Below are 20,268 nucleotides of genomic sequence, written 5' to 3'. Positions count from 1 at the left end.
CGGGAACGCTCAGAGGTCGGTCGACTCGCCCGGCTCGAGCGTGACGAACTCGCCGCCGCCCTGGGCTGTGGCCCACTCCAGCCGGCCGCGGCCCATGTCGAGACCGCTGCGCGACAGGGTCATGTCGTGCACCGCGAACGCGCGGCGCGGCGCGACGGCGAGCACGAAGTCCATCGCCTCGCCGATCTTCAGCCACGGCGCGCCCACGGGGGCGGCCAGCAGTTCGACCTCGACCCCCTCGGGCACCGCGTATGAGTCGCCCGGGTAGTAGTAGGCGCCGTCGACGAGCACGCCCACGTTGTCCACGACGGGGATCGACTCGTGGATCACGGCGTGCCGGCCGCCGAAGAAGCGCACCGTGAACGGGTCGAGGTCGATCTCGTCGCCGGGGGAGACCACCGTCACCTCCAGGTCGATGTCGCTCTCGGCCACCGCCGCCGCCACGCCTGCCGGGGCGTAGACGGGCACACCCGGGGCGTCGCGCCGCAGACGCTCCAGGTGCTCGGGGGTCCAGTGGTCGGCGTGCTGGTGGGTGATCAGCACCGCCACCAGTCCTTCCACGTCGATGAGGGGGAGGGTGAACGAACCGGGGTCGATGAGCAGCGTGCGGCCGGACTTCTGGAGTCGCTGGCAGGCGTGCTCGTGCTTGGTGACGCGCATGGCCCCAGTCAACGCCCGCGGGCACGTCGCGGCAAGCCGCGACACCGGTTCCGGCCTCGATTTGTCGCAGCCGCGCAGGGCATGGCATACTGTAACGGTTGCCTCCGAGACATCGGAGGAGACGGCCCCATCGTATAGCGGCCTAGTACGCCGCCCTCTCACGGCGGTAACGCGGGTTCGAATCCCGCTGGGGTCACCAACCGCAGAAGCCCGGTCCACACGGACCGGGCTTCTGTCGTCTGCGGGGCAGGCGAGCGCCTCAGCGCTGCGGCTGCCCGCCCGCGGCGTCGCCGGATCGGGGCGCACCGCGCCGGCGCACGAGGCGCCGCACCACGAGCACGATCACGACGACGACGGCGCCGATGGCGATCCAGGGGAGCAGGAACCCCAGCGCGACGACCAGGCCGTTGAGGGTCGCCAGCAGTCCGTTCCAGCCGGCGGCGATCCCGTCGCCGAAGCCGGTCGGATCGGGCTCGACGGCCTGCTCGGGCTCGATGAGGGTCACCGTCAGCGCCGACATCGCCACCTGGTCGTCGAGCATCTGCAGCTGCTGCTGCAACGAGGCGAGCTCGGCCTGCCGCTGCGCGAGCGCCGACTCGGCCGCCACGAGGTCGGCGGTCGAGTCGGCATCGGCCAGCAGCGTGGTCAGGCGAGCCACCGACGCCTCCAGCGCCTCCACCCGGGCGCGCAGGTCGACGGCCTCGCCCGTCACGTCGCGCCGGTCGATCTGCGACGAGGTCACCGCACCCAGGTCGCCGAGGGAGGCGGTGACGGCGCTCAGCCGGTCCGCCGGCACCCGCACCGTGATCCACCCGTCGGCGAAGGTGGGCGTCGTCATGGCATCGGGGGCCATCACGCCCTCTTGGGCGGGCATCGGCCCGGTCGCCCCGATGCTCATCGTCTCGACGTAGCCGCCGGCGTCTTCGGCGGTGACGGTGATGGTCGCCGCGGCCGCCGTCGCGTCGTCGACCTCGACGACCGCGGATGCCGTGGCCACGATCTCCCGCGCACCCGACAGGTCGCCGTCGGTCGATCCCTCGGGGGCCATGCCGCCGGCCGCGCTCTCGGGCAGGGTCTCCGGCGCCAGGGCACCCTGGTCGAAGGCCTGGTCGGGGATGACCGTCACGCCCGGCATATCGCCGGCGTCGGCGCCCCCCGTCGCCGTCAACCCGCCGCCGAGATAGGGCGCCACCATCGCGACCAGCGTGACGGCCGCGGCGGCGCCGACGCCCCAGGTCCAGGCGCGGCGGCGCCGGGAGCGCGCCGCCAGGGCGTCCCGGCGCTCCCGCCGTTCCCGGTCGTCGCGTTCGCGCCCGACCGCCCTCATCAGCTCCGTCTCGATCTCGGCGAGCCGATCGTCGCCGATGGGTGCCAGGGCGACGGCCCCGGTGTCGTTGTGCCCGCTCATAGCGCCTCTCCTTGCATGGCCGCCCGCAGGCGGGTTCGGATGCGGGAGAGACGCGTGCGCACCACGGCGTGGCTGACCCCGAGCTGCTCGGCTGCCGCCTGGTAGGCGTAGCCCTCGGTGGCGCAGAGCCGGAAGATCTGCTGGTCGAGGGGGCTGAGGTCGCCGACCTCCTGGATGACCCGCTCCACGAGCTGCGCCCCGATCACCTGGGCTTCCACGTCCACCGTCGCCGGCAGCGTCTCGTCGGCCTCGCCGCCGGCGTGCTCGCGGTCCCGGCGGATGCGGCGGATGCGGTTGGCCGCCTGGAAACGGCACACCGTGACCAGCCAGGGCAGCAGCGAGTCGCCCGCCAGCTGCAGGCCGGGCAGCTTCCGCCAGGCCGCGAGGAAGGTCTCCTGCAGCACGTCCTCGGCATCGGCGGCGTTGCCCACCAGGCCGTGGGCCAGCCAGTACACCGGCCGGGAGTAGGCGCGGAAGAGGGCGCGGAAGGCCTCGCCGTCGCCGGCGCCGGCCGCGGCGACCAGCGCCGCGTCGCCCTGCGGCGCGGTGTCGCCTCGCTCTGCGGTGTCGGTCATATCCCCTCGCCCGGTGACGGCTCGCGCCGCCGATCGCCGTGGGCCCTGCGGCCCAGCATCATCGTCTCTCACCCGGGCAGTGTCGCGGTACGGCCGATCGTCTCATCGCATCCGGAAACCGCACCTGCGGAAACGATGTCGCACCGTGCGCCGGATGCCCGCGCGGGACCTGTATCCTTTTCCGAGCGAGAGGGAGTATCCCGGTATCGTGCACCCGTCATCACGGGCTCCGTCGTCGAGGCCCCGGGTGCACACCGCAGTCTGCGGGGGAGAGACTTTCGAACCTCCGTCGTCCCTCCCGAAAGGCCCCTATGGACCTCCCTGTCTGGTTCGAAGTCGGCTCCCTCGTCGTCCTCGTGCTGATCCTCGTCGGCGATCTGCTGCTGATCCTCAAGCGCCCTCACATCCCCTCCACGAAGGAATCGACCCTGTGGGTCGTGTTCTACGTGACCCTCGCGCTCATCTTCGCGGGCCTGCTGTGGCTGTTCGCCGGTCACGAGTTCGCCGGGCAGTTCATCGCCGGCTGGCTCACCGAGTACAGCCTGTCGATCGACAACCTTTTCGTGTTCGTGCTGATCATGAGCCAGTTCGCGGTGCCGCGCCGCTACCAGCAGGAGGTGCTGATGGTGGGCATCATCATCGCGCTCATCCTGCGCGGCCTGTTCATCCTCGCGGGCGCCGCGATCATCGAGCAGTTCAGCTGGGTGTTCTACATCTTCGGCGCGTTCCTCATCTGGACCGCCTGGCGCCAGGCGTTCCCGGGCGGCGACCACGACTCCGATGTGAAGCAGGAGTCGTTCATCGTGCGGCTGCTGCGTCGCACGATCGACATCGCCGACCACTACGACGGCTCGAAGCTGCGCACCGTGGTCGACGGCAAGAAGATCTTCACCCCGATGATCATCGTGTTCGCCGCGATCGGCATGACCGACCTGCTGTTCGCCATCGACTCGATCCCGGCGATCTTCGGCATCACGCAGAACCCGTTCATCGTGTTCACCGCGAACCTGTTCGCACTGATGGGTCTGCGCCAGCTCTACTTCCTGCTGGGCGACCTGCTCGACCGCCTCAAGTACCTGCACTACGGCATCGCGTTCATCCTCGCCTTCATCGGCGTGAAGCTGTTCTTCCACGCCATGCACGAGAACGAGCTGCCGTTCATCAACGGCGGCGAGCACATCACGTGGGTGCCCGAGATCTCGACCTGGATGTCGCTGGGCGTCATCGTGCTGTCGATGGCGGTCGCCACCATCGCGAGCCTCATGGCCTCCGCCAAGGAGCGCCGCCTCGCCGGCGTTCCGGCCGCGGGCCCCGCCGACAGCCCCGCCGACCAGGGCCCCGCGGTCGCCGCCGCCGAGGCCGTGGCCGACGAGAAGGGCACCCCGCCCACCGTCGAGCAGCCCCGCACCACCGAGCAGAACCTGCCCGTCGACCACCGCGGCGGCGACGAGTCGCGCGGCTGAGCGCGCCGGCACCGCACCACCACCACGGCCCGCGGCATCCCTCACCCGGATGCCGCGGGCCGCGGTCCGTGGCGGGCCGCGGTGACGGGGCACCGGGCCGTCGGCATCCCCGCCGGTGGTAATCTGAGCCGATGCGGTTCGTGCACCTTCTCCTTAGCGGCCGCGGCGAGATCTCGTTCTGAGCCCCCTCTCGTCGCGGAGTCCGACACGGGCACGAAGCCGAACAGGAGAACGAGACATATGAACATCCAGATCCCCGATCACCCCCGCACGCTGGCGGAGAAGGTGTGGGACGACCACCTGGTGGTCAAAGGCGAAGACGGTCAGCCCGACCTCATCTACATCGACCTGCACCTGGTGCACGAGGTCACGAGCCCCCAGGCCTTCGACGGCCTGCGCGCCGAGGGACGCCCGGTCCGGCGACTCGATCTGACGATCGCCACCGAAGACCACAACACCCCGACGCTCGAGATCGACAAGCCGATCGCCGACCTCACCAGCCGCACGCAGATCGAGACGCTGCGCCGCAACGCCGCGGAGTTCGGTGTGCGCCTGCACTCGCTCGGCGACAAGGAACAGGGCATCGTGCACGTCGTCGGGCCGCAGCTGGGCCTGACGATGCCGGGTGTCACCGTCGTGTGCGGCGACAGCCACACCTCCACGCACGGGGCGTTCGGGGCGATGGCCTTCGGCATCGGCACCAGCGAGGTCGAGCACGTGCTGGCCACCCAGACGCTGCCGCTCAAGCCGTTCAAGACGATGGCGATCACCGTGGAGGGCACCCTGCGCGAGGGCGTCTCGGCCAAGGACATCATCCTCGCCATCATCGCCAAGATCGGCGCCAACGGCGGCCAGGGCTACGTGCTCGAGTTCCGCGGCAGCGCCATCCGCGCCCTCTCGATGGAGGGGCGCATGACGATGTGCAACATGTCGATCGAGGCCGGTGCCCGTGCCGGCATGATCGCCCCCGACGAGACGACGTTCGCCTACCTCAAGGGTCGCCCGCACGCGCCCGAGGGCCAGGACTGGGACGACGCGGTCGCCTACTGGCGCACGCTCCCCTCCGACGAGGGCGCCGTCTACGACGCCGAGGTCTTCCTCGACGCCGACGAGCTCGAGCCGTTCGTGACCTGGGGCACCAACCCCGGTCAGGGCGTGTCGCTGTCGGGCGTGGTGCCCGCCCCGGCCGATTTCACCGATCCCAATGAGCGCGCCGCCGCCGAGCGGGCGCTGGAGTACATGGACCTCGTGCCCGGCACGCCGCTGAAGGACGTGCCGGTGGATGCCGTCTTCATGGGCTCGTGCACCAACAGCCGCATCGAAGACCTGCGCCAGTTCGCCTCGATCGTGCGCGGCCGCACCAAGGCCGAGGGCGTGCGCGTCATGGTCGTCCCCGGCTCGGCGCGGGTGCGCCTGGAGGCGGAGGCGGAAGGCCTCGACAAGGTGTTCGTCGACTTCGGCGCCGAGTGGCGCTTCGCGGGCTGCTCGATGTGCCTGGGCATGAACCCCGATCAGCTCGCCCCGGGGGAGCGGTGCGCCTCGACGAGCAACCGCAACTTCGAGGGACGCCAGGGCAAGGGCGGGCGCACGCACCTCGTCTCGCCGCTGGTGGCTGCGGCCACCGCCGTGCTCGGCCGACTGGCCAGCCCCGGCGACCTCGTCGCGCAGGGACCTGCCGAGGCGCACAGCCCGGTGGACGCGAACAGCCCGGTGGAGGCCTGACATGGACAAGTTCTCGACGCACACCGGCATCGCCGCCCCGCTGAAGCGCTCGGCGGTCGACACCGACCAGATCATCCCGGCCGTCTACCTCAAGCGCGTCACCAAGACGGGCTTCGAAGACGCCCTGTTCGCCAACTGGCGCCAGGACCCCGAGTTCCTCCTCAACCAGCCGACCTTCGCCGCGGCATCCGTGCTGGTGGCCGGCCCCGACTTCGGCACCGGCTCCAGCCGCGAGCACGCCGTGTGGGCGCTGCGCGACTACGGGTTCCGGGTCGTGCTGAGCCCCAAGTTCGCCGACATCTTCCGCGGCAACGCGGGAAAGCAGGGCCTGGTGACCGGCGTCATCTCCGAGAGCGACCTCGAGGCGATCTGGGCCGCGATCGACGCGCAGCCGGGCATCTCGATGACGGTCGACCTCGAGGCGCGCGAGGCGCGGATCGGCGACCTCCGGGTCGCTTTCGAGATCGACGATTACACTAGGTGGCGCCTCCTCGAAGGGCTCGACGACATCGGGCTCACCCTGCGCAACGAACAAGCCATCGCGCAATTCGAGGCGCGCCGCGAGGCGTGGCGGCCGCGGACACTGCCCGTCCGCTAGCCCGATGTCCGCCCCGCGATCCGGGGTGGATGCAGTTCGCTTCCTCGAGACACAAGTGAGGTCCACCGGATGAATACCCTGCTCAGCGAGTCCGCAACGTCGGGCCCCGAGGGCGACGCCGTCCACGCGCTGCGCATCCGCGGCGGCCGGCCCCTGCGGGGCACGGTCGACGTGAAGGGCGCGAAGAACCTCGCCACCAAGGCGATGGTGGCCTCGCTGCTGGGCGAGACCGCCTCGGTGCTGCGCGACGTGCCCGACATCAGCGACGTGCAGGTCGTGCGGTCGCTGCTCGACGTGCACGGTGTGGCCATCACCGACGAAGGCGACGGCGTGCTCCGCCTCGACCCGAGCGGTGCGGTCTCGGCCCACTTCGAGGAGATCGACGCCCACGCCGGCGCGTCGCGCATCCCGATCCTGTTCTGCGGTCCGCTGCTGCACCTGCTCGGTCAGGCGTTCATCCCCGACCTCGGCGGATGCCGCATCGGCGACCGCCCCATCGACTTCCACCTCGACGCGCTCCGCGCGTTCGGCGCGGTCGTCGAGAAGCTGCCCAGCGGCATCCGCCTGTCGGCGCCCGAGGGTCTGCACGGCGCCGACATCGAGCTGCCCTACCCGAGCGTCGGGGCCACCGAGCAGGTGCTGCTGACGGCGGTGCGCGCCAAGGGCACCACCGAGCTGCGCGGCGCGGCGATCGAGCCCGAGATCATGGATCTCATCGCGGTGCTGCAGAAGATGGGCGCGATCATCTCCTACGAGCCGAACCGCGTCATCTTCATCGAGGGCGTCGAGAGCCTGCGCGGCTACGACCACCGCTGCATCTTCGACCGCAACGAGGCCGCGTCGTGGGCCTGCGCCGCGCTGGCCACCGACGGCGACATCTTCGTGGCCGGGGCCAAGCAGCAGGAGATGCTCACGTTCCTCAACGTCTTCCGCAAGGTCGGCGGCGACTTCGACGTGCGCGAAGACGGCATCGCCTTCCGCCGCGGCGGCGAGCTGAAGGCCGTCACGGTCGAGACCGACGTGCACCCGGGCTTCATGACCGACTGGCAGCAGCCGCTCATCGTCGCCCTCACCCAGGCCACCGGCGAGTCCGTCGTGCACGAGACGGTGTACGAGAACCGTCTCGGGTTCACCCGCGCGCTCGTCCAGATGGGCGCCGACATCGTCGTGCACCCCGAGGGCATCGCCGACCCCGCGCGCCGGGTGCCCCGTCGCGCGCTCGAGCAGGCCGCCGTCATCAACGGCCCCACGCCGCTGCACGCGGCCGAGGTCGTCGTGCCCGATCTGCGCGGCGGCTACAGCTACGTGATCGCGGCCCTCGCCGCCGACGGCGAGTCGACGGTACGCAACGTCGACATCATCCGCCGCGGCTACGAGAAGTTCCTCGACAAGCTCACCGCCCTGGGCGCCGACTTCGACGTCGTCGCCTGAGGCCGTCGATGAGCTCCCGTCGCCGGGCCACGGCAGAGAAGTCGCGCCCGACTGTGTTCTGGCCGCTCGCCGCGGTCGTCGTCCCCGCCGTCGGCTGGTTCGCCAAGATCGAGATCTCCGGAGCCGAGCACATGCCGGCCGAGGGGCCCTACGTGCTGGCGCCCAACCACTACAGCGAGTTCGACCCGCTGATCCTCGCGGTGGCGACCTGGCGGCTGGGGCGCGCGCCGCGCTTCATGGCCAAGGAGAGCCTCTTCCGCGTTCCGGTGCTCGGCGCGGCGCTGCGGGCCACCGGCATGGTGCCCGTCGCGCGGACCGCCTCGGCGGCATCGGCCAAGCAGACGATGGAGCAGGCGCGGCAGCTGGTCGAGCACGGGCGCGGCGTGATCGTCTACCCCGAGGGCTCGCTGACCCGCGACCCCGGGATGTGGCCGATGCGCGGCAAGAGCGGCGCGGTGCGCCTGGCCCTCGCCGGTGACATCCCGGTGATCCCCGTGGCCACGTGGGGCGTGCAGCAGATCATGCCGCGCTACGGCAAGCTGCGGGTCTTCCCGCCGCGCCGTCGGGTGCGTCTGGTGCTCGGCCCGGCCGTCGACCTCAGCGCCTTCGCCGGCGCCAACGCCCCGGCCCAGCTGGCGGCGGCGACGGATGCCGTGATGGCCGACATCTCGGGCCTGCTCGGCGGGCTGCGCGGTGAGGCGCCGCCGGCAGAGCGCTGGAACCCGTCGGTGCACGGGCAGAGGGAGACGGGTCGCCTTGAGTCGTAGTCCGGTCGGGCTGCCGCGGGTCGCCGTGATCGGCTCAGGCAGCTGGGGAACCACTTTCGGAAAGGTGCTCGCCGACGGCGGCGCGCACGTGGTGATGTGGGCGCGGCGCGCCGAGCTCGCCCAGGAGATCCACGAGGGCCACCGCAACACCGAGTACCTGCCGGGTGTCAACCTGCCGCGGGCGATGTCGGCGACCACCCATCTGTCAGAGGCGCTCGACGGCGCCGACCAGATCTACCTGGCCATCTCCAGTCAGGCGCTGCGCCAGAACCTCAAGGCGGTGCGCCCCCTCATCGCCAAGAGCGACGCGCCCATCGTCTCGCTCATGAAGGGCGTCGAGAAGCGCACCGGTCTGCGCATGAGCCAGGTCATCGAGCAGGAGCTGCACTGCGATCCGGCGCGCATCGCCGTCGCATCCGGTCCGAACCTCGCTCTCGAGATCGCCCGCGAGCAGCCCACCGCCGCGGTGATCTCGTCGGTGAGCCAGGAGACCGCCGAGGCCGTCGCCCGACGCGCCCGCAACGCCTACTTCCGTACCTTCGTGAACACCGACGTGATCGGCACCGAGTTCGGCGGCGTGCTGAAGAACCTCATCGCCGTCGCGATCGGCATCGTCGACGGCGTCGGCTACGGCGAGAACACCAAGGCCTCGATCATCACCCGCGGGCTCGTGGAGATGACCGACTTCGCCGTCGCGCAGGGCGCACAGCCCGAGACGCTGCAGGGCCTGGCGGGGCTGGGCGACCTCATCGCCACCTGCCAGTCGCCGCTCAGTCGCAACAACACCGCCGGGCGCCTGCTCGGCCAGGGGTACAGCTTCCAGGACGTCGTGAAGCAGATGAACCAGACCGCCGAAGGTCTGGCCTCTGTCGCACCCGTGCTGCAGCTGGCACGCGAGGCGGGGGTCATGATGCCCATCGTCGAGCAGGTGAAGATGGTGCTCGACGGCACCATGAACCCGCGCGACATCGCCCCGCACCTGACCACCGAAGACGATCAGCCCACCGGCGAGAGGACCCAGAATGGACAAGGCGGCAGTGGCGGTGCTTTTCGGCGGTCGCTCCAGCGAGCACTCGATCAGCTCCGCAACGGCCGGGGGCGTGCTGGGCACGCTTGACCGCGACCGCTACCGCGTCATCCCGATCGGGATCACCCGCGACGGGGCCTTCGTCCTCGAAGACGACGATCCCGGCAAGTTCGGCCTCGACCCGGCGCACCTGCCCGAGGTCGTCGACAACGGCACCCGCATCGTCTGGCCCGACTCCACCCGCAGCCGTGAGCTGCGCGTGCGCGACGCTGCGGGGGAGCGCTCGCTCGGCGACGTCGACGTGGTGTTCCCGATCCTCCACGGCCGCTTCGGCGAGGACGGCACCGTGCAGGGCTTCCTCGAACTGCTCGACCTGCCCTACGTCGGGGCGGGCCTGCTCATGTCGGCGATCGGCATGGACAAGCACACCACCAAGAGCATCCTGAAGGCCGCCGGCGTGCCCGTCGTGCCGTGGGTGACGGTGACCCGCAGCGCCCTCGAGCGCGACGGCGAGCTCTGGCGTCGCCGCATCCGCTCGCTGGGCCTGCCCGCCTTCGTCAAGCCCGCCCGCGCCGGCTCGAGCGTGGGCGTGTCGAAGGTCGACGACTGGGCCGACCTCGACGCCGCCCTCGACGTCGCGTTCGCCGAAGACGGCACCGTGCTCGTCGAGCAGGCCGTCGTCGGCCGTGAGGTGGAGTGCGGCGTGCTCGAGGGCCGCGACGGCGGCGCCCCGCGCGTGAGCGTGGCGGGCGAGATCGTCATCAGCGGTCGCGACTTCTACGACTTCGACGCGAAGTACCTCGGCGCCGACGGCATCGAGCTCGTCTGCCCGGCTGAGCTGGGCGACGGCGAACTGGCCGAGATGCAGCGCATCGCCGCCCGCGCCTTCGAGGCCGTCGGCGGGCAGGGGCTGGCCCGCGTGGACTTCTTCTACACCGGCACGGAGTTCTTCGTGAACGAGGTGAACACGATGCCCGGCTTCACGCCGATCTCCATGTTCCCGAAGTGCTGGATCGCGTCGGGCATGAGCTACGACGACCTGCTGACCGAGCTGATCGAACTCGCCCGCGCCCGCTGAGCGTCCGCCCGGGCCGGCTCAGCCGGCGTCGGGCTCGGGGGTGTCGACGCGGTCGGTGCACACCGATCCGGTGGTGGGCAGCGTGCCCACGGCGGGCCCGAGCGCGCTCAGCACGGCGCGGGCGCTCACGTCGTCGTAGTCGAGGTACACCTCGACGGCGGGTGAGCGGCCGAAGGTGGTGAACCGGTAGTTGGGCGCCTCGGAGTCGTCGATGATCCAGTCGACGTTGTCGACGCTCTGGCAGACGAGCTCCGACGGCCCGGGCTCGCTGACCCCGCAGGTGAGCAGCACGTCGGCCGGGTCGCCCCAGGCGCCGGTGGCCTGCGCATCCGTCCAGCGGCGGTCCTGGCCGTCGGCGGTGGCGGGAAGCCTCGTGATCACCGCGGCGCAGGCCGGGTCGTTCGACGCGGCCGCCGGCTGCATCGACACGGTCGCGCTGCACGCGGCGAGGGGGAGGGCGGCGACCAGGGCGAGGGCGAACAGGGCTCGTCGGGGTCGGCGGATCACCTGTCCAGGCTACCGTGGAGGGATGCCCACCCCCGCCCCCTCCACCGTCGGCGCGGCCTCCGAAGCCGAGGTGCTCGGCCGCATCCTCGACGCGCTCCAGGGCTCGTCGCAGGCGCTGGTCGGCCCGGGCGACGACGCCGCCGTGCTCGCCGCGCCCGGCGGACGGGTGGTCGTGACGACCGACACCCTCGTGCACGGGCCCGACTTCCGCCTCGCGTGGTCGTCGGCGCAGGATCTCGGCGCCAAGTCGGCGGCCGTCAACCTCGCCGACGTCGCGGCGATGGGCGCGCGCCCCACGGCGCTGTTCGTGGCGCTCGCCCTGCCCGACGACACGGAGCTCGACTTCGTGTCGCAGCTCGCGGGCGGCTTCCGCGCGGCCTGCGACGAGCTCGCGCCCGGCTGCGCGGTGGAGGGCGGCGACCTCACCGTCTCCGACACCCTCACCATCGCGGTGACGGCCATCGGCGTGCTCGACGGGGCGCCGGTGCTGCGCAGCGGCGCCCGGGTGGGCGACGTGATCGCGGTGTGCGGCGAGCTCGGCGCCGCCGCCCGCGGCCTGGCGGTGCTGTTCGACCGCTTCCGCAGCCCCGGCGGCGCGCCCATCCCCGTGGACCGCGCGCAGCTGACCGCGGCCGAGACCGCCGACCTCGACGCGCAGCTGCGCCCTCGGCCGCCGGTGGCGCAGGGCGTGGTCGCCGCCGGCGCCGGCGCGACGGCGATGATGGACGTCTCCGACGGGCTGCTGCTGGATGCCGGACGGCTCGCGCGCGCCTCGGGGGTGACCCTGGTCCTGGCGGCCGCCCCGGGTGGCACGGCGTGGACCGACGCCGCGCTGCGCGGCGGCGAGGACCACGCGCTGCTGGCGACCTTCCCGCCCGATGCCGCCCTTCCGCCGGGCTTCCGGCCGATCGGCGAGGTCGTGGCGGCGGGCGCGGAGCCGGTGACCGTGGCGGGCGCCGCCGGCGGCGGCCGCGGCGGCTGGGACCCCTACCGCGACTGGGACGCGCAGCGCGGCTGAGTCGCGCCGGCCGTCAGGCCCGCAACCACCACAGGGTGGTGTCGCCGTACTTCTTGGCCCGCTCGTGCGCGAGGCCCTCCGGCGCCGACGGCTCGCCCGAGCGCGACGCGCGCTCGACGACGACCACCGCGCCCGCGGCCAGCCGCGGCACCAGCAGCGCCAGGGTCGCCGCCAGTTCGCTCTCGCCGACGTCGTAGGGCGGGTCGAGGAAGACCAGATCGTAGCTGCGACCGTCAGAGCGCAGGAAGGCGTCGGCGGCGGCGCGGTGCACGCGCACGGCAGCGCCCGGCACCGCCCGCGCCACGGCCTGCGCGTTGCGCTGGGCGACCGTCGCCGCCCGCGGCGCCTTCTCGACGAGGTCGGCGCTGCGGGCACCGCGGCTGACGGCCTCCAGCCCCAGCGCCCCCGAGCCGGCGTAGAGGTCGAGCACCGCGGCATCCTCGACCAGGCCCGCCGCATCCAGCGCGCCGAACAGCGACTCGCGCACGCGGTCGCTCGTGGGTCGGGTGCCGGCGTCGGGAACGGCCAGGGCCAGCGACCCGGCGGCGCCGGAGATGATGCGCGTCACAGCTTCACGATACCGATGCGGGTCACGCCGTCGGCGGCGCGTCTTCGGAGGTGAGGCGCGGCTCGGTGCGCAGGTGCGGGCGCAGCCCCGCCTTGTCGGCGTAGAACGCGCGGATGCGGTCCATGTCGGCTCCCACGTCGCCGGTGAGGGCGAGGGTGGGGCCGAGGCCGGTGGTCATCGTCGTGCGGTCGACGTAGCCGAGGGTCACCGGCATGCCGGTCTCGGTGGCGATGCGGTAGAAGCCGCTCTTCCAGTGCGTGGTGGCCCCGCGGGTGCCGTCGGGGGTCACGACCAGGCCGAACACCTCGCCGGCGTGCACGCGCGCCACGACTTCGGCCACGACCCGACCGGCGTCGCTGCGGTCGACCGGGATGCCGCCCAGGCGCCGCATCAGGGGGCCGCGCCACCCGGCGAACAGGCTCTCCTTGCCGAGCCAGCGCGCGTCGATGCCCAGCCGCCAGGCGATGGCGAGCATCAACACGAAGTCCCAGTTGGAGGTGTGCGGCGCACCGATGAGCACCGTCGGCACGGTGGGAGCGGGTTCGGTCACCAACCGCCAGCGACTGAAGGCCCAGTAGGTGCGGGCGAGGAGGCGTCGGATCACCACTCGAGAGTACGTGGTCGTCCCGCCGGCGACGTCGCCGGTGGTGCCTAGACTCGACCCATGCCGCCGGTGACCCTCGATTCCCCGCTGGAAGCCGTGCTCGGGGCCAAGACCGCCGGCTCGTTCTCGCGGGCGTTCGGCATGACCACGGTGGGCGACCTGCTCGACCACTACCCGCGCCGCTACGCCCGCCATGGCGAGCTGACGCCCATCGCGTCGCTGCCGGTGGGGGAGCAGGTGACGATCGTCGCCGAGGTGCGCTCGGCATCGAGCCGCCCGATGCGCGGGCGCAAGGGGTCGCTGCTGGAGGTGGTCATCAGCGACGGCGCCGGCACCGTGAGCCTCACCTTCTTCAACCAGGCATGGCGGCAGAACGAACTCGTGCCGGGGCGGCAGGGGATCTTCTCGGGCAAGGTCGGCCAGTTCAAGAACCAGAAGCAGTTCGCCCACCCCGACTACGAGCTCTTCGACGACGACGAGACCGCCCGCCAGAACGCCCAGGCGCGTCAGCACGTGCCGATCCCCATCTATCCGGCCACCAGCACCGTGCCCAGCTGGCAGGTGCACAAGGCGGTCGGGGTCGTGCTGCCGACGGTGACCGCGGTCCCCGACCCGCTGCCCGACGCTCTCCGCGAGGCCGAGGGCCTGCTCGAGGCCGCCACCGCGCTGCGCGGCATCCACGCCCCGCAGAGCTTCGACGAGATCGACGCGGCGCGCCGCACGCTGCGCATGCACGAGGCGTTCGTGCTGCAGGCGGCGCTCCTGCAACAGCGCGCGCAGGTGCGCGAGCTGGCAGCCACCCCGCGGCCTGCGGGGGCGCTGCTGGAGCGGTTCGACGCGGCCCTGCCCTTCGCGCTCACCGACGACCAGTCGGCCGTGGGCGACGTGGTGGCCGCCGACCTCGTGGGCGAGGGCCCCATGAACCGGCTCGTGCAGGGCGAGGTGGGGTCGGGGAAGACCCTCGTGGCCCTGCGCGCCATGCTGCAGGTGGCCCAGTCGGGCGGGCAGTCGGCGCTCATCGCCCCGACCGAGGTGCTCGCCGCCCAGCACGTGCGCTCCATCGCCCGCATGCTCGGCCCGCAGCTGGCGCCCGAGCTCATGCCCACCCTGCTCACCGGTCAGCTGCCGGCCGCCGAGCGCCGCAAAGCGGCCCTGCGCGCGGCAGCGGGGCAGGCGCTCATCGTCGTGGGCACCCACGCGCTGCTGAGCGCATCGACCACCTTCGCCGACCTGGGCCTGGTCGTCGTCGACGAGCAGCACCGGTTCGGGGTCGAGCAGCGCGAGACGCTGCGCGCCAAGGGCACCTCGCCGCACGTGCTGGTGCTCACCGCCACCCCCATCCCGCGCACGGTGGCCATGACCGTCTTCGGCGACCTCGACGTCTCCACCATCCGCACCCTGCCCGCCGGGCGCGCGGGCATCTCGTCGTTCGTCGCCCCCATCGCCGAGAAGCCGGGCTGGTTCGCGCGCGTCTGGGACCGCGTGGCCGAGGAAGTCGGCCAGGGCCGGCAGGCGTTCGTGGTCTGCCCCGCGATCGACGCGTCCGGCGACGAACCCGAGGCCGACACCGGCGTCGAACCGCCCGAGGCGCCGCCGGCAGCCGAGGGCGAGGGGCCGGCCCGGGTGCGCTGGGGCGTCGTGCAGGCCGCCGACCTGCTCTCACGGCATCCCGCGTTCGCCGACATCACCGTCGAGATCCTCCACGGCAAGATGCCGGGCGAGCAGAAGGATGCCGTGATGCAGGCCTTCGCGCGCGGTGAGATCGACGTGCTGGTGGCCACGACGGTGATCGAGGTCGGCGTCGACGTGCCCAACGCCTCGACGGTGGTGGTGCTGGAGGCCGAGCGCTTCGGCGTCTCGCAGCTGCACCAGCTGCGCGGCCGGGTGGGCCGCGGGTCGGTGCCGGGGCTGTGCCTGCTGGTCACCGAGGCCGAAGAGCTCACGCCGGCGCGGGCGCGCGTGGAGGCGGTGGCCGCGACGACCGACGGCTTCCTCCTGGCCGAGGTCGACCTCGAGCTGCGCGGCGAGGGCGACGTGCTCGGCGACGCGCAGTCGGGGGCCCGTTCGTCGCTACGGCTGCTGCGCGTCGTCGCCGACGCCGACCTCATCGTCCATGCCCGCAGCGAGGCGGCACGCGTGCTCGCCGACGACCCCGGTCTCGACCGGCATCCGGGGCTGGCCGCCACCATCGAGCGGCGCGTGGGACAGCAGGAGCGGGCCGCGCTCGCCCGCAACTGAGCCCGCCCGAACCGGCCCGCCGCGAGTGACTAGGCTGAGCGCATGAACAACCGCATCGCGGTCGTGCCCGGCTCCTTCGACCCCCCGACGCTCGGTCACCTCGACGTCATCCGGCGCGCCGCCGCGCTCTACGACCGCCTGCACGTGCTCGTGGTGCACAACCCCGGCAAAGAGGCGATGCTGCCCATCGCCCAGCGGCTGAGCCTCATCGAGCAGTCCATCGCCGACGCCGGCATCGAGGGCGACATCGTGGTGGCCTCCTGGAGCATGGGCCTGCTCGTCGACTACGTCACCGACGTCGGCGCAGGAGTGCTCGTCAAGGGCATCCGCTCGCAGGTCGACGTCGCCTACGAGACGCCGATGGCGATCGTGAACCGCCACCTGGCGGCGGTGGAGACCGTGTTCCTGCTGCCCGACCCGTCGCACGCGCTGGTGTCGAGCTCTCTCGTGCGGCAGGTCGCCGCCCTCGGCGGCGATGTCGCACCGTTCGTGCCGCCGGCCGTGGCGCGCTTCCTCGACCCCAGCGGTCATCACGGCGGCTAGCATGTCGTGGTGGCCAAGAAGCATCTGAACTCCCCGTTCCTGATCCCCGTGCGCGAGATCGCGCACCGATCCGGTGAGATGCGCGAGCACGACATCGAGGTCGCCGCCCCCGAGCAGTGGGGCGAGGGTCTGGTGTCGGTGCCGCAGGGCGAACCGGTGCAGATCGATGTGCGGCTGGAGTCGGTGCACGAGGGCATCCTCGTCACCGCCGAGGTCGCCACCCGCATGGTCGGCGTCTGCGGCCGGTGCCTCACCGACATCGCCCAGCCTGTCGAAGTCGAGTTTCAGGAGCTCTTCGGGTATCCTGGGGGAGAAGCGAACGACTTCGAGGTTCAAGACGACCACGTGGATCTTGAAACTCCGGTCAGGGATTCGATCGTCCTGTCGCTTCCGTTCCAGCCGGTGTGTCAGCCGGATTGCCCAGGGCTCGACCCGAGCACGGGTGTGAAGCTGACAGACAGCGCCGAGCCGGAGACCCCGATCGACCCGCGCTGGGCCGCGCTGCAGGCCCTCACCCCAGACCACGACGACACGGCACAGCGCCGCGCCGCCGATGACACAGAGAAGAGCTGACCATGGCAGGTAACCCCCCGAAGCGGAAGGTCTCCCGCTCCAACACCCGTTCGCGCCGCGCGCAGTGGAAGGCCGAGGCCCCCACGCTCGTCAAGACGATCGAGAACGGCAAGGTCGTCTACAGCCGTCCGCACCAGGCGAAGGTCGTCACCGACTCGCAGGGCACCGAGCTGTTCCTCGAATACAAGGGCCGCAAGGTCGCCGACATCTGATCGGTCCACGTCGTGACAGACGTCGCGGTCGAGCACGCAACGCTCGTCGAGAAGCTCGGGGTCGATATCGACCCCGAGCTTCTGTTGCTCGCCCTCACACATCGCTCGTTCGCGTATGAGAACGGCGGCATCGCCCACAACGAACGTCTGGAGTTCCTCGGGGACTCCATCCTCGGGCAGGCGGTGACCGTGCACCTCTTCGTCGGCAACCCCGACCTCGAAGAGGGATCGCTGGCCAAGCGCCGCGCGAGCGTGGTGTCCACCGTCGCGCTGGCCGAAGTGGCCCGTGGCATCGGCCTGGGCGCCTACCTGCGGCTCGGCCGCGGCGAAGACCAGACCGGCGGCCGCGACAAGGACTCGATCCTCGCCGATGCGACCGAGGCCGTCATCGGCGCCTCGTTCCTGTCGGCCGGACCGGAGGCCACCACCGCGCTGGTGCTGCGGCTGGTCGCGCCGCTCATGGCCGACCCCGAACGCTACGGCGCGGCGATGGACCCGAAGACCAGCCTGCAGGAGCTGGCCGCCCGGCGCGGTCTCACCCCGCCCGTCTACGTCGTCGAGGCCTCGGGCCCCGACCACAACCGCTCGTTCACGGCGACGGTCACCGTGGGCGACGCCGCGCGCACCGGCACCGGCTCCAGCAAGAAGCAGGCCGAGATGGCCGGCGCCCTCGCCCTCTGGCATGAGCTGTCCTCCCCGGCCTGACCCGACGAGCGAACCCCCACGACGTGCCTGAACTCCCCGAGGTCGAGGTCGTGCGCGCGGGCCTGGCCCCCGCCGTCACCGGCGCGCGCATCGTCGCCGTCGACGTGCGCGACGAGCGGGCCCTCACCCGCCACACCGGCGGCGCCGCGCACTTCGCCGCCGCCCTCACCGGACGTCTCATCGACGGTGCCGCGCGCCGGGGCAAGTTCCTCTGGCTGCCCCTCGACGGGGAGGAGCCGGCGCCCCAGAACCGCGCGCCCCAGGGCGGCGAGGCCGAGGCGCTCGTCGGGCATCTCGGCATGAGCGGGCAGCTGCTGCTGCGCGCCCCCGGCGCCCCCGCCGAGCGCCACGAGCGCGTGCGCCTCGACATCCAGCATCCGGTGCACGGCGAGCTGGCGGTCGTCTTCGCCGACCAGCGCACGTTCGGCTCACTCGCCGTCGATCCGCTGCTGCCCACCGCCGACGGCGCCCCCGGCGGCTTCGGCACCGACGCGGCGCTGGTTCCCGCCCAGGTCGCCCACATCGCCCGCGACCCGCTCGACCCGGCCTTCGACGAGGCGGCGCTGCGGGCCCGGTTCGCGCGCACCGCCTCGGCGGTCAAGCGCGTGCTGCTGGATCAGACGGTGGTCAGCGGCATCGGCAACATCTACGCCGACGAGGCGCTGTGGGCCGCCCGCATCCACCCCGAGACCCCCGCCGCACAGCTGCCGGCCCGCGCCGTCACGCGGCTGCTGGCCGAGGTGCGCGGGGTGCTCGCCAAGGCGCTGGCCGAGGGCGGCACGAGCTTCGATGCGCAGTACGTCAACGTCAACGGCCAGGCCGGCTACTTCGCGCACTCCCTGAACGCGTACGGCCGCACCGGGGAACCGTGTCCCCGATGCGGCCGTCCGATCGTGCGGGTGTCGTTCACCAACCGCTCCAGCCACTACTGCGCGCACTGTCAGAAGCGACGGTGAACCCGCTCAGGCGAGCGTCTTCTTCCAGGCGCCGCTGTACGAGGCCGGCGCGAAGCCGATGGCCTCGTTGATGTCGAGCATCGGCCGGTTCTCCTCGGCGTTGTAGGTGATCACGCGCGGCGACTGCGGCGCGATCTCACGCCAGCGGGTGAGCCCGGCGCACTTGACCAGCTGACCCAGCCGGTGGCCGCGGTGCTCCTTGAGCACGAGCGTGTCCTCCTGATGGGTGGCGGCGGTCAGGTCGGAGCCGATGACGAGCTCGTTGAACGCGACGATCGTGCCGGTGGCCTCTTCCACGGCGACGGTGACCAGCGCCGTCTGCCCGCCGTCGAGGTAGCGCTGGTCGTGCCGGCGCACCCGATCGGCGTCCCACGTCTCCTCGTCGAACTCCATCGCGGCCGCCGGCACATCCGTCGACATGCGCGACTTCGCCCACGCGTAGCCCTCGAGGTGCTCCTCGGGGGTCGGCAGCGTCCACTGCACGACGCGGTAGCCGGATGCCGCGGCGGTGGCCGCCTGCAGCAGGCGGGCCACCTCGTCGCCCGCGGTTGCCAGCGTCAGCGCGCTCTTGCGTTCGATCTGCTCGAGCGTGTAGCCGTGACGGCCATAGAACCGGGCGGCCCGGTCGGCCGGGATCGACCCGAAGCCGGTGGGGGCCTCGAGGCGGTCACCGGGTGCGTCGGGGTGGTCGGCCCACGACTGCAGCACGGTGCGGCCGTGCTCACGGGCGGTGCGCTCGACGAGCTCGTACGCCGCCGAGCCGATGCCCTGCCCTTGATGGGCGCGCAGCAGCTCGATCAGCCAGAACGCGTTCTTCGAGCCGTCCTCCAGCGGGAGGTCGACCCCGACGCGGCCGACGACGGTGCCGTCGACGTCGATCGCCCAGCTGAGCCGGATCTCGTCCGGGCCCGGCTGGTAGTGGGGGAGCAGCTGCTCGGGCGTCATCGCGTCGTCGTCGTCGCCCCCGATCTCGCGGTAGATCTCGTTGCGGGCGGCTGTCATCGCCAGGAAGTCGGCCGCGTCGGCGTCGGCGGTGGTGGCCGGGATGACGATCGGCCGGAACTCGGCCGTCGTGGTGGTGCTCATGGTGGTGTGTCCTTTCGGGGTGGGGCCCCGGCCGCAGCCGGGACCCCGGGCGTCAGATAGAAGGCGGTCAGCGCAGCGGCAACCGCTGGGCGGCCCGCAGCCAGCTGTGCTCCCGCGCGCGCCGGTCGGCGGCGACACGGTGGGTCTGCTGGCGTGCGGCCCGTTCGGGCTCGGCGCGGGTGCTCCACATCAGCAGCGCCAGGGCCACGCGCATGGCGACGCGGTCGAGCGGGCGGGTGCGGAGCGTGCGGGTCTGCAGCGGTGCGAGCGGCAGCTGTTCGGGCGGCGCAGCGGAGCGCTGCGGCGCGAGGAGGGTGTTCACGATGGTCTCTTCTCGGAAAGGGTGAGCGAAGGAGCCGGAGATCCGGCGGAGGACGTGCCGCAGCACGGGGACGGGCAGGCGGAGCCGGCGACCGTGATCGAGGGACCCGGCGCCCGAGAACGGGCGGAGTCCTCCCCGAGGAAGGTCAGCCGACGGTGGGAGCGGCCTGCGTGGCGCCGAAGGAGAGGATCCCGGTGCACACGCCGA

Annotated in this window: 22 protein-coding genes and 1 tRNA gene; 15 read left to right on the top strand and 8 right to left on the bottom strand. The window is 72.2% G+C overall.

Translation table 11 applies throughout. From position 1 onward, the window contains the following. Positions 1-9: 9 nt before the first annotated feature. Positions 10-660: an MBL fold metallo-hydrolase gene (locus tag N3K63_RS08655; RefSeq protein WP_261579748.1), complete on the bottom strand. Its 651-nt coding sequence runs from the start codon at positions 658-660 to the stop codon at positions 10-12. Between the two features lie 123 nt (positions 661-783). Between N3K63_RS08655 and N3K63_RS08650 the strand changes: the two genes are divergently transcribed. Continuing rightward, a tRNA-Glu gene (locus tag N3K63_RS08650) sits at positions 784-859 on the top strand. A gap of 60 nt (positions 860-919) precedes the next feature. Here N3K63_RS08650 and N3K63_RS08645 read toward each other — a convergent pair. Further along, the gene (locus tag N3K63_RS08645) at positions 920-2,068 is read right to left on the bottom strand and encodes a DUF4349 domain-containing protein (protein WP_261579747.1); all 1,149 of its coding nucleotides are present in this window, start codon (positions 2,066-2,068) and stop codon (positions 920-922) included. Beyond that, a complete protein-coding gene (locus N3K63_RS08640; protein WP_261579746.1) occupies positions 2,065-2,643 on the bottom strand; it encodes an RNA polymerase sigma factor in 579 nt (192 codons plus the stop codon). The genes N3K63_RS08645 and N3K63_RS08640 overlap by 4 nt, the downstream gene beginning before the upstream one ends. 311 nt (positions 2,644-2,954) lie before the next feature. On the opposite strand from N3K63_RS08640, the gene N3K63_RS08635 reads away from it, so the two are divergent. From N3K63_RS08635 to N3K63_RS08605, 7 genes are all read left to right on the top strand, one after another. Then, the gene (locus tag N3K63_RS08635) at positions 2,955-4,106 is read left to right on the top strand and encodes a TerC family protein (RefSeq protein WP_261579745.1); all 1,152 of its coding nucleotides are present in this window, start codon (positions 2,955-2,957) and stop codon (positions 4,104-4,106) included. A 240-nt stretch (positions 4,107-4,346) separates the two neighbouring features. Continuing rightward, the gene (gene leuC / locus N3K63_RS08630) at positions 4,347-5,828 is read left to right on the top strand and encodes a 3-isopropylmalate dehydratase large subunit (protein ID WP_261579744.1); all 1,482 of its coding nucleotides are present in this window, start codon (positions 4,347-4,349) and stop codon (positions 5,826-5,828) included. A 1-nt stretch (position 5,829) separates the two neighbouring features. Next, positions 5,830-6,426, top strand: a complete 597-nt coding sequence (gene leuD / locus N3K63_RS08625) for a 3-isopropylmalate dehydratase small subunit (protein WP_261579743.1) — start codon at positions 5,830-5,832, stop codon at positions 6,424-6,426. Between the two features lie 69 nt (positions 6,427-6,495). After that, complete coding sequence (murA, locus tag N3K63_RS08620; protein ID WP_261579742.1) at positions 6,496-7,857, top strand: UDP-N-acetylglucosamine 1-carboxyvinyltransferase; 1,362 nt, start codon at positions 6,496-6,498, stop codon at positions 7,855-7,857. Positions 7,858-7,865: 8 nt separating this feature from the next. Further along, positions 7,866-8,624 carry a lysophospholipid acyltransferase family protein gene (locus N3K63_RS08615; protein ID WP_261579741.1) on the top strand — a complete coding sequence of 253 codons (759 nt, stop codon included), beginning with the start codon at positions 7,866-7,868 and terminating at the stop codon, positions 8,622-8,624. After that, positions 8,614-9,741 (top strand): NAD(P)H-dependent glycerol-3-phosphate dehydrogenase, encoded by a 1,128-nt coding sequence (locus N3K63_RS08610; RefSeq protein WP_261579740.1) that lies wholly within the window; start codon positions 8,614-8,616, stop codon positions 9,739-9,741. Before N3K63_RS08615 ends, N3K63_RS08610 begins: the two co-directional genes overlap by 11 nt. Beyond that, positions 9,647-10,729, top strand: coding sequence for a D-alanine--D-alanine ligase family protein (locus N3K63_RS08605; protein ID WP_261579739.1), 1,083 nt, complete (start codon positions 9,647-9,649; stop codon positions 10,727-10,729). Before N3K63_RS08610 ends, N3K63_RS08605 begins: the two co-directional genes overlap by 95 nt. 18 nt (positions 10,730-10,747) lie before the next feature. Here the strand turns inward: N3K63_RS08605 and N3K63_RS08600 are convergent, their stop codons facing one another. Next, the gene (locus N3K63_RS08600) at positions 10,748-11,236 is read right to left on the bottom strand and encodes a DUF3515 domain-containing protein (RefSeq protein ID WP_261579738.1); all 489 of its coding nucleotides are present in this window, start codon (positions 11,234-11,236) and stop codon (positions 10,748-10,750) included. A 22-nt stretch (positions 11,237-11,258) separates the two neighbouring features. Between N3K63_RS08600 and thiL the strand changes: the two genes are divergently transcribed. Continuing rightward, positions 11,259-12,254, top strand: a complete 996-nt coding sequence (gene thiL, locus N3K63_RS08595; RefSeq protein ID WP_261579737.1) for a thiamine-phosphate kinase — start codon at positions 11,259-11,261, stop codon at positions 12,252-12,254. Between the two features lie 13 nt (positions 12,255-12,267). On the opposite strand, the gene rsmD is transcribed toward thiL, so the two are convergent. After that, on the bottom strand, positions 12,268-12,822 hold the full coding sequence (rsmD, locus tag N3K63_RS08590; protein ID WP_261579736.1) for a 16S rRNA (guanine(966)-N(2))-methyltransferase RsmD: 555 nt from the start codon (positions 12,820-12,822) through the stop codon (positions 12,268-12,270). A gap of 22 nt (positions 12,823-12,844) precedes the next feature. Continuing rightward, positions 12,845-13,426, bottom strand: a complete 582-nt coding sequence (locus N3K63_RS08585) for a 1-acyl-sn-glycerol-3-phosphate acyltransferase (RefSeq protein ID WP_261579735.1) — start codon at positions 13,424-13,426, stop codon at positions 12,845-12,847. A 60-nt stretch (positions 13,427-13,486) separates the two neighbouring features. Here N3K63_RS08585 and N3K63_RS08580 point away from each other — a divergent pair, with 60 nt between their 5' ends. From N3K63_RS08580 to mutM, 6 genes are read left to right on the top strand one after another with little or no spacing between them, the layout of a single operon-like run. Further along, on the top strand, positions 13,487-15,664 hold the full coding sequence (locus N3K63_RS08580; RefSeq protein WP_261579734.1) for an ATP-dependent DNA helicase RecG: 2,178 nt from the start codon (positions 13,487-13,489) through the stop codon (positions 15,662-15,664). A gap of 42 nt (positions 15,665-15,706) precedes the next feature. Further along, positions 15,707-16,207, top strand: a complete 501-nt coding sequence (gene coaD / locus N3K63_RS08575; RefSeq protein WP_261579733.1) for a pantetheine-phosphate adenylyltransferase — start codon at positions 15,707-15,709, stop codon at positions 16,205-16,207. Between the two features lie 24 nt (positions 16,208-16,231). Beyond that, positions 16,232-16,780: a YceD family protein gene (locus N3K63_RS08570; protein WP_261580074.1), complete on the top strand. Its 549-nt coding sequence runs from the start codon at positions 16,232-16,234 to the stop codon at positions 16,778-16,780. Between the two features lie 2 nt (positions 16,781-16,782). After that, a complete protein-coding gene (rpmF, locus tag N3K63_RS08565) occupies positions 16,783-16,992 on the top strand; it encodes a 50S ribosomal protein L32 (RefSeq protein ID WP_018188062.1) in 210 nt (69 codons plus the stop codon). 12 nt (positions 16,993-17,004) lie between these two features. After that, positions 17,005-17,697 (top strand): ribonuclease III, encoded by a 693-nt coding sequence (rnc, locus tag N3K63_RS08560; protein ID WP_261579732.1) that lies wholly within the window; start codon positions 17,005-17,007, stop codon positions 17,695-17,697. A 23-nt stretch (positions 17,698-17,720) separates the two neighbouring features. Continuing rightward, on the top strand, positions 17,721-18,653 hold the full coding sequence (gene mutM, locus N3K63_RS08555; RefSeq protein WP_261579731.1) for a bifunctional DNA-formamidopyrimidine glycosylase/DNA-(apurinic or apyrimidinic site) lyase: 933 nt from the start codon (positions 17,721-17,723) through the stop codon (positions 18,651-18,653). Between the two features lie 6 nt (positions 18,654-18,659). Here the strand turns inward: mutM and N3K63_RS08550 are convergent, their stop codons facing one another. Together N3K63_RS08550 and N3K63_RS08545 are read right to left on the bottom strand one after the other, a co-directional pair. Then, positions 18,660-19,739, bottom strand: a complete 1,080-nt coding sequence (locus N3K63_RS08550) for a GNAT family N-acetyltransferase (protein ID WP_261579730.1) — start codon at positions 19,737-19,739, stop codon at positions 18,660-18,662. Positions 19,740-19,806: 67 nt separating this feature from the next. Continuing rightward, on the bottom strand, positions 19,807-20,061 hold the full coding sequence (locus tag N3K63_RS08545) for a hypothetical protein (protein ID WP_261579729.1): 255 nt from the start codon (positions 20,059-20,061) through the stop codon (positions 19,807-19,809). Positions 20,062-20,268 lie beyond the last annotated feature (207 nt).

This window comes from Microbacterium festucae (assembly GCF_025421715.1).
In the GTDB taxonomy this organism is placed as follows: domain Bacteria; phylum Actinomycetota; class Actinomycetes; order Actinomycetales; family Microbacteriaceae; genus Microbacterium; species Microbacterium festucae.
The sequence above is the reverse complement of the archived record's forward strand: the minus strand, read 5'-3'. Positions and strand labels throughout refer to the sequence as shown.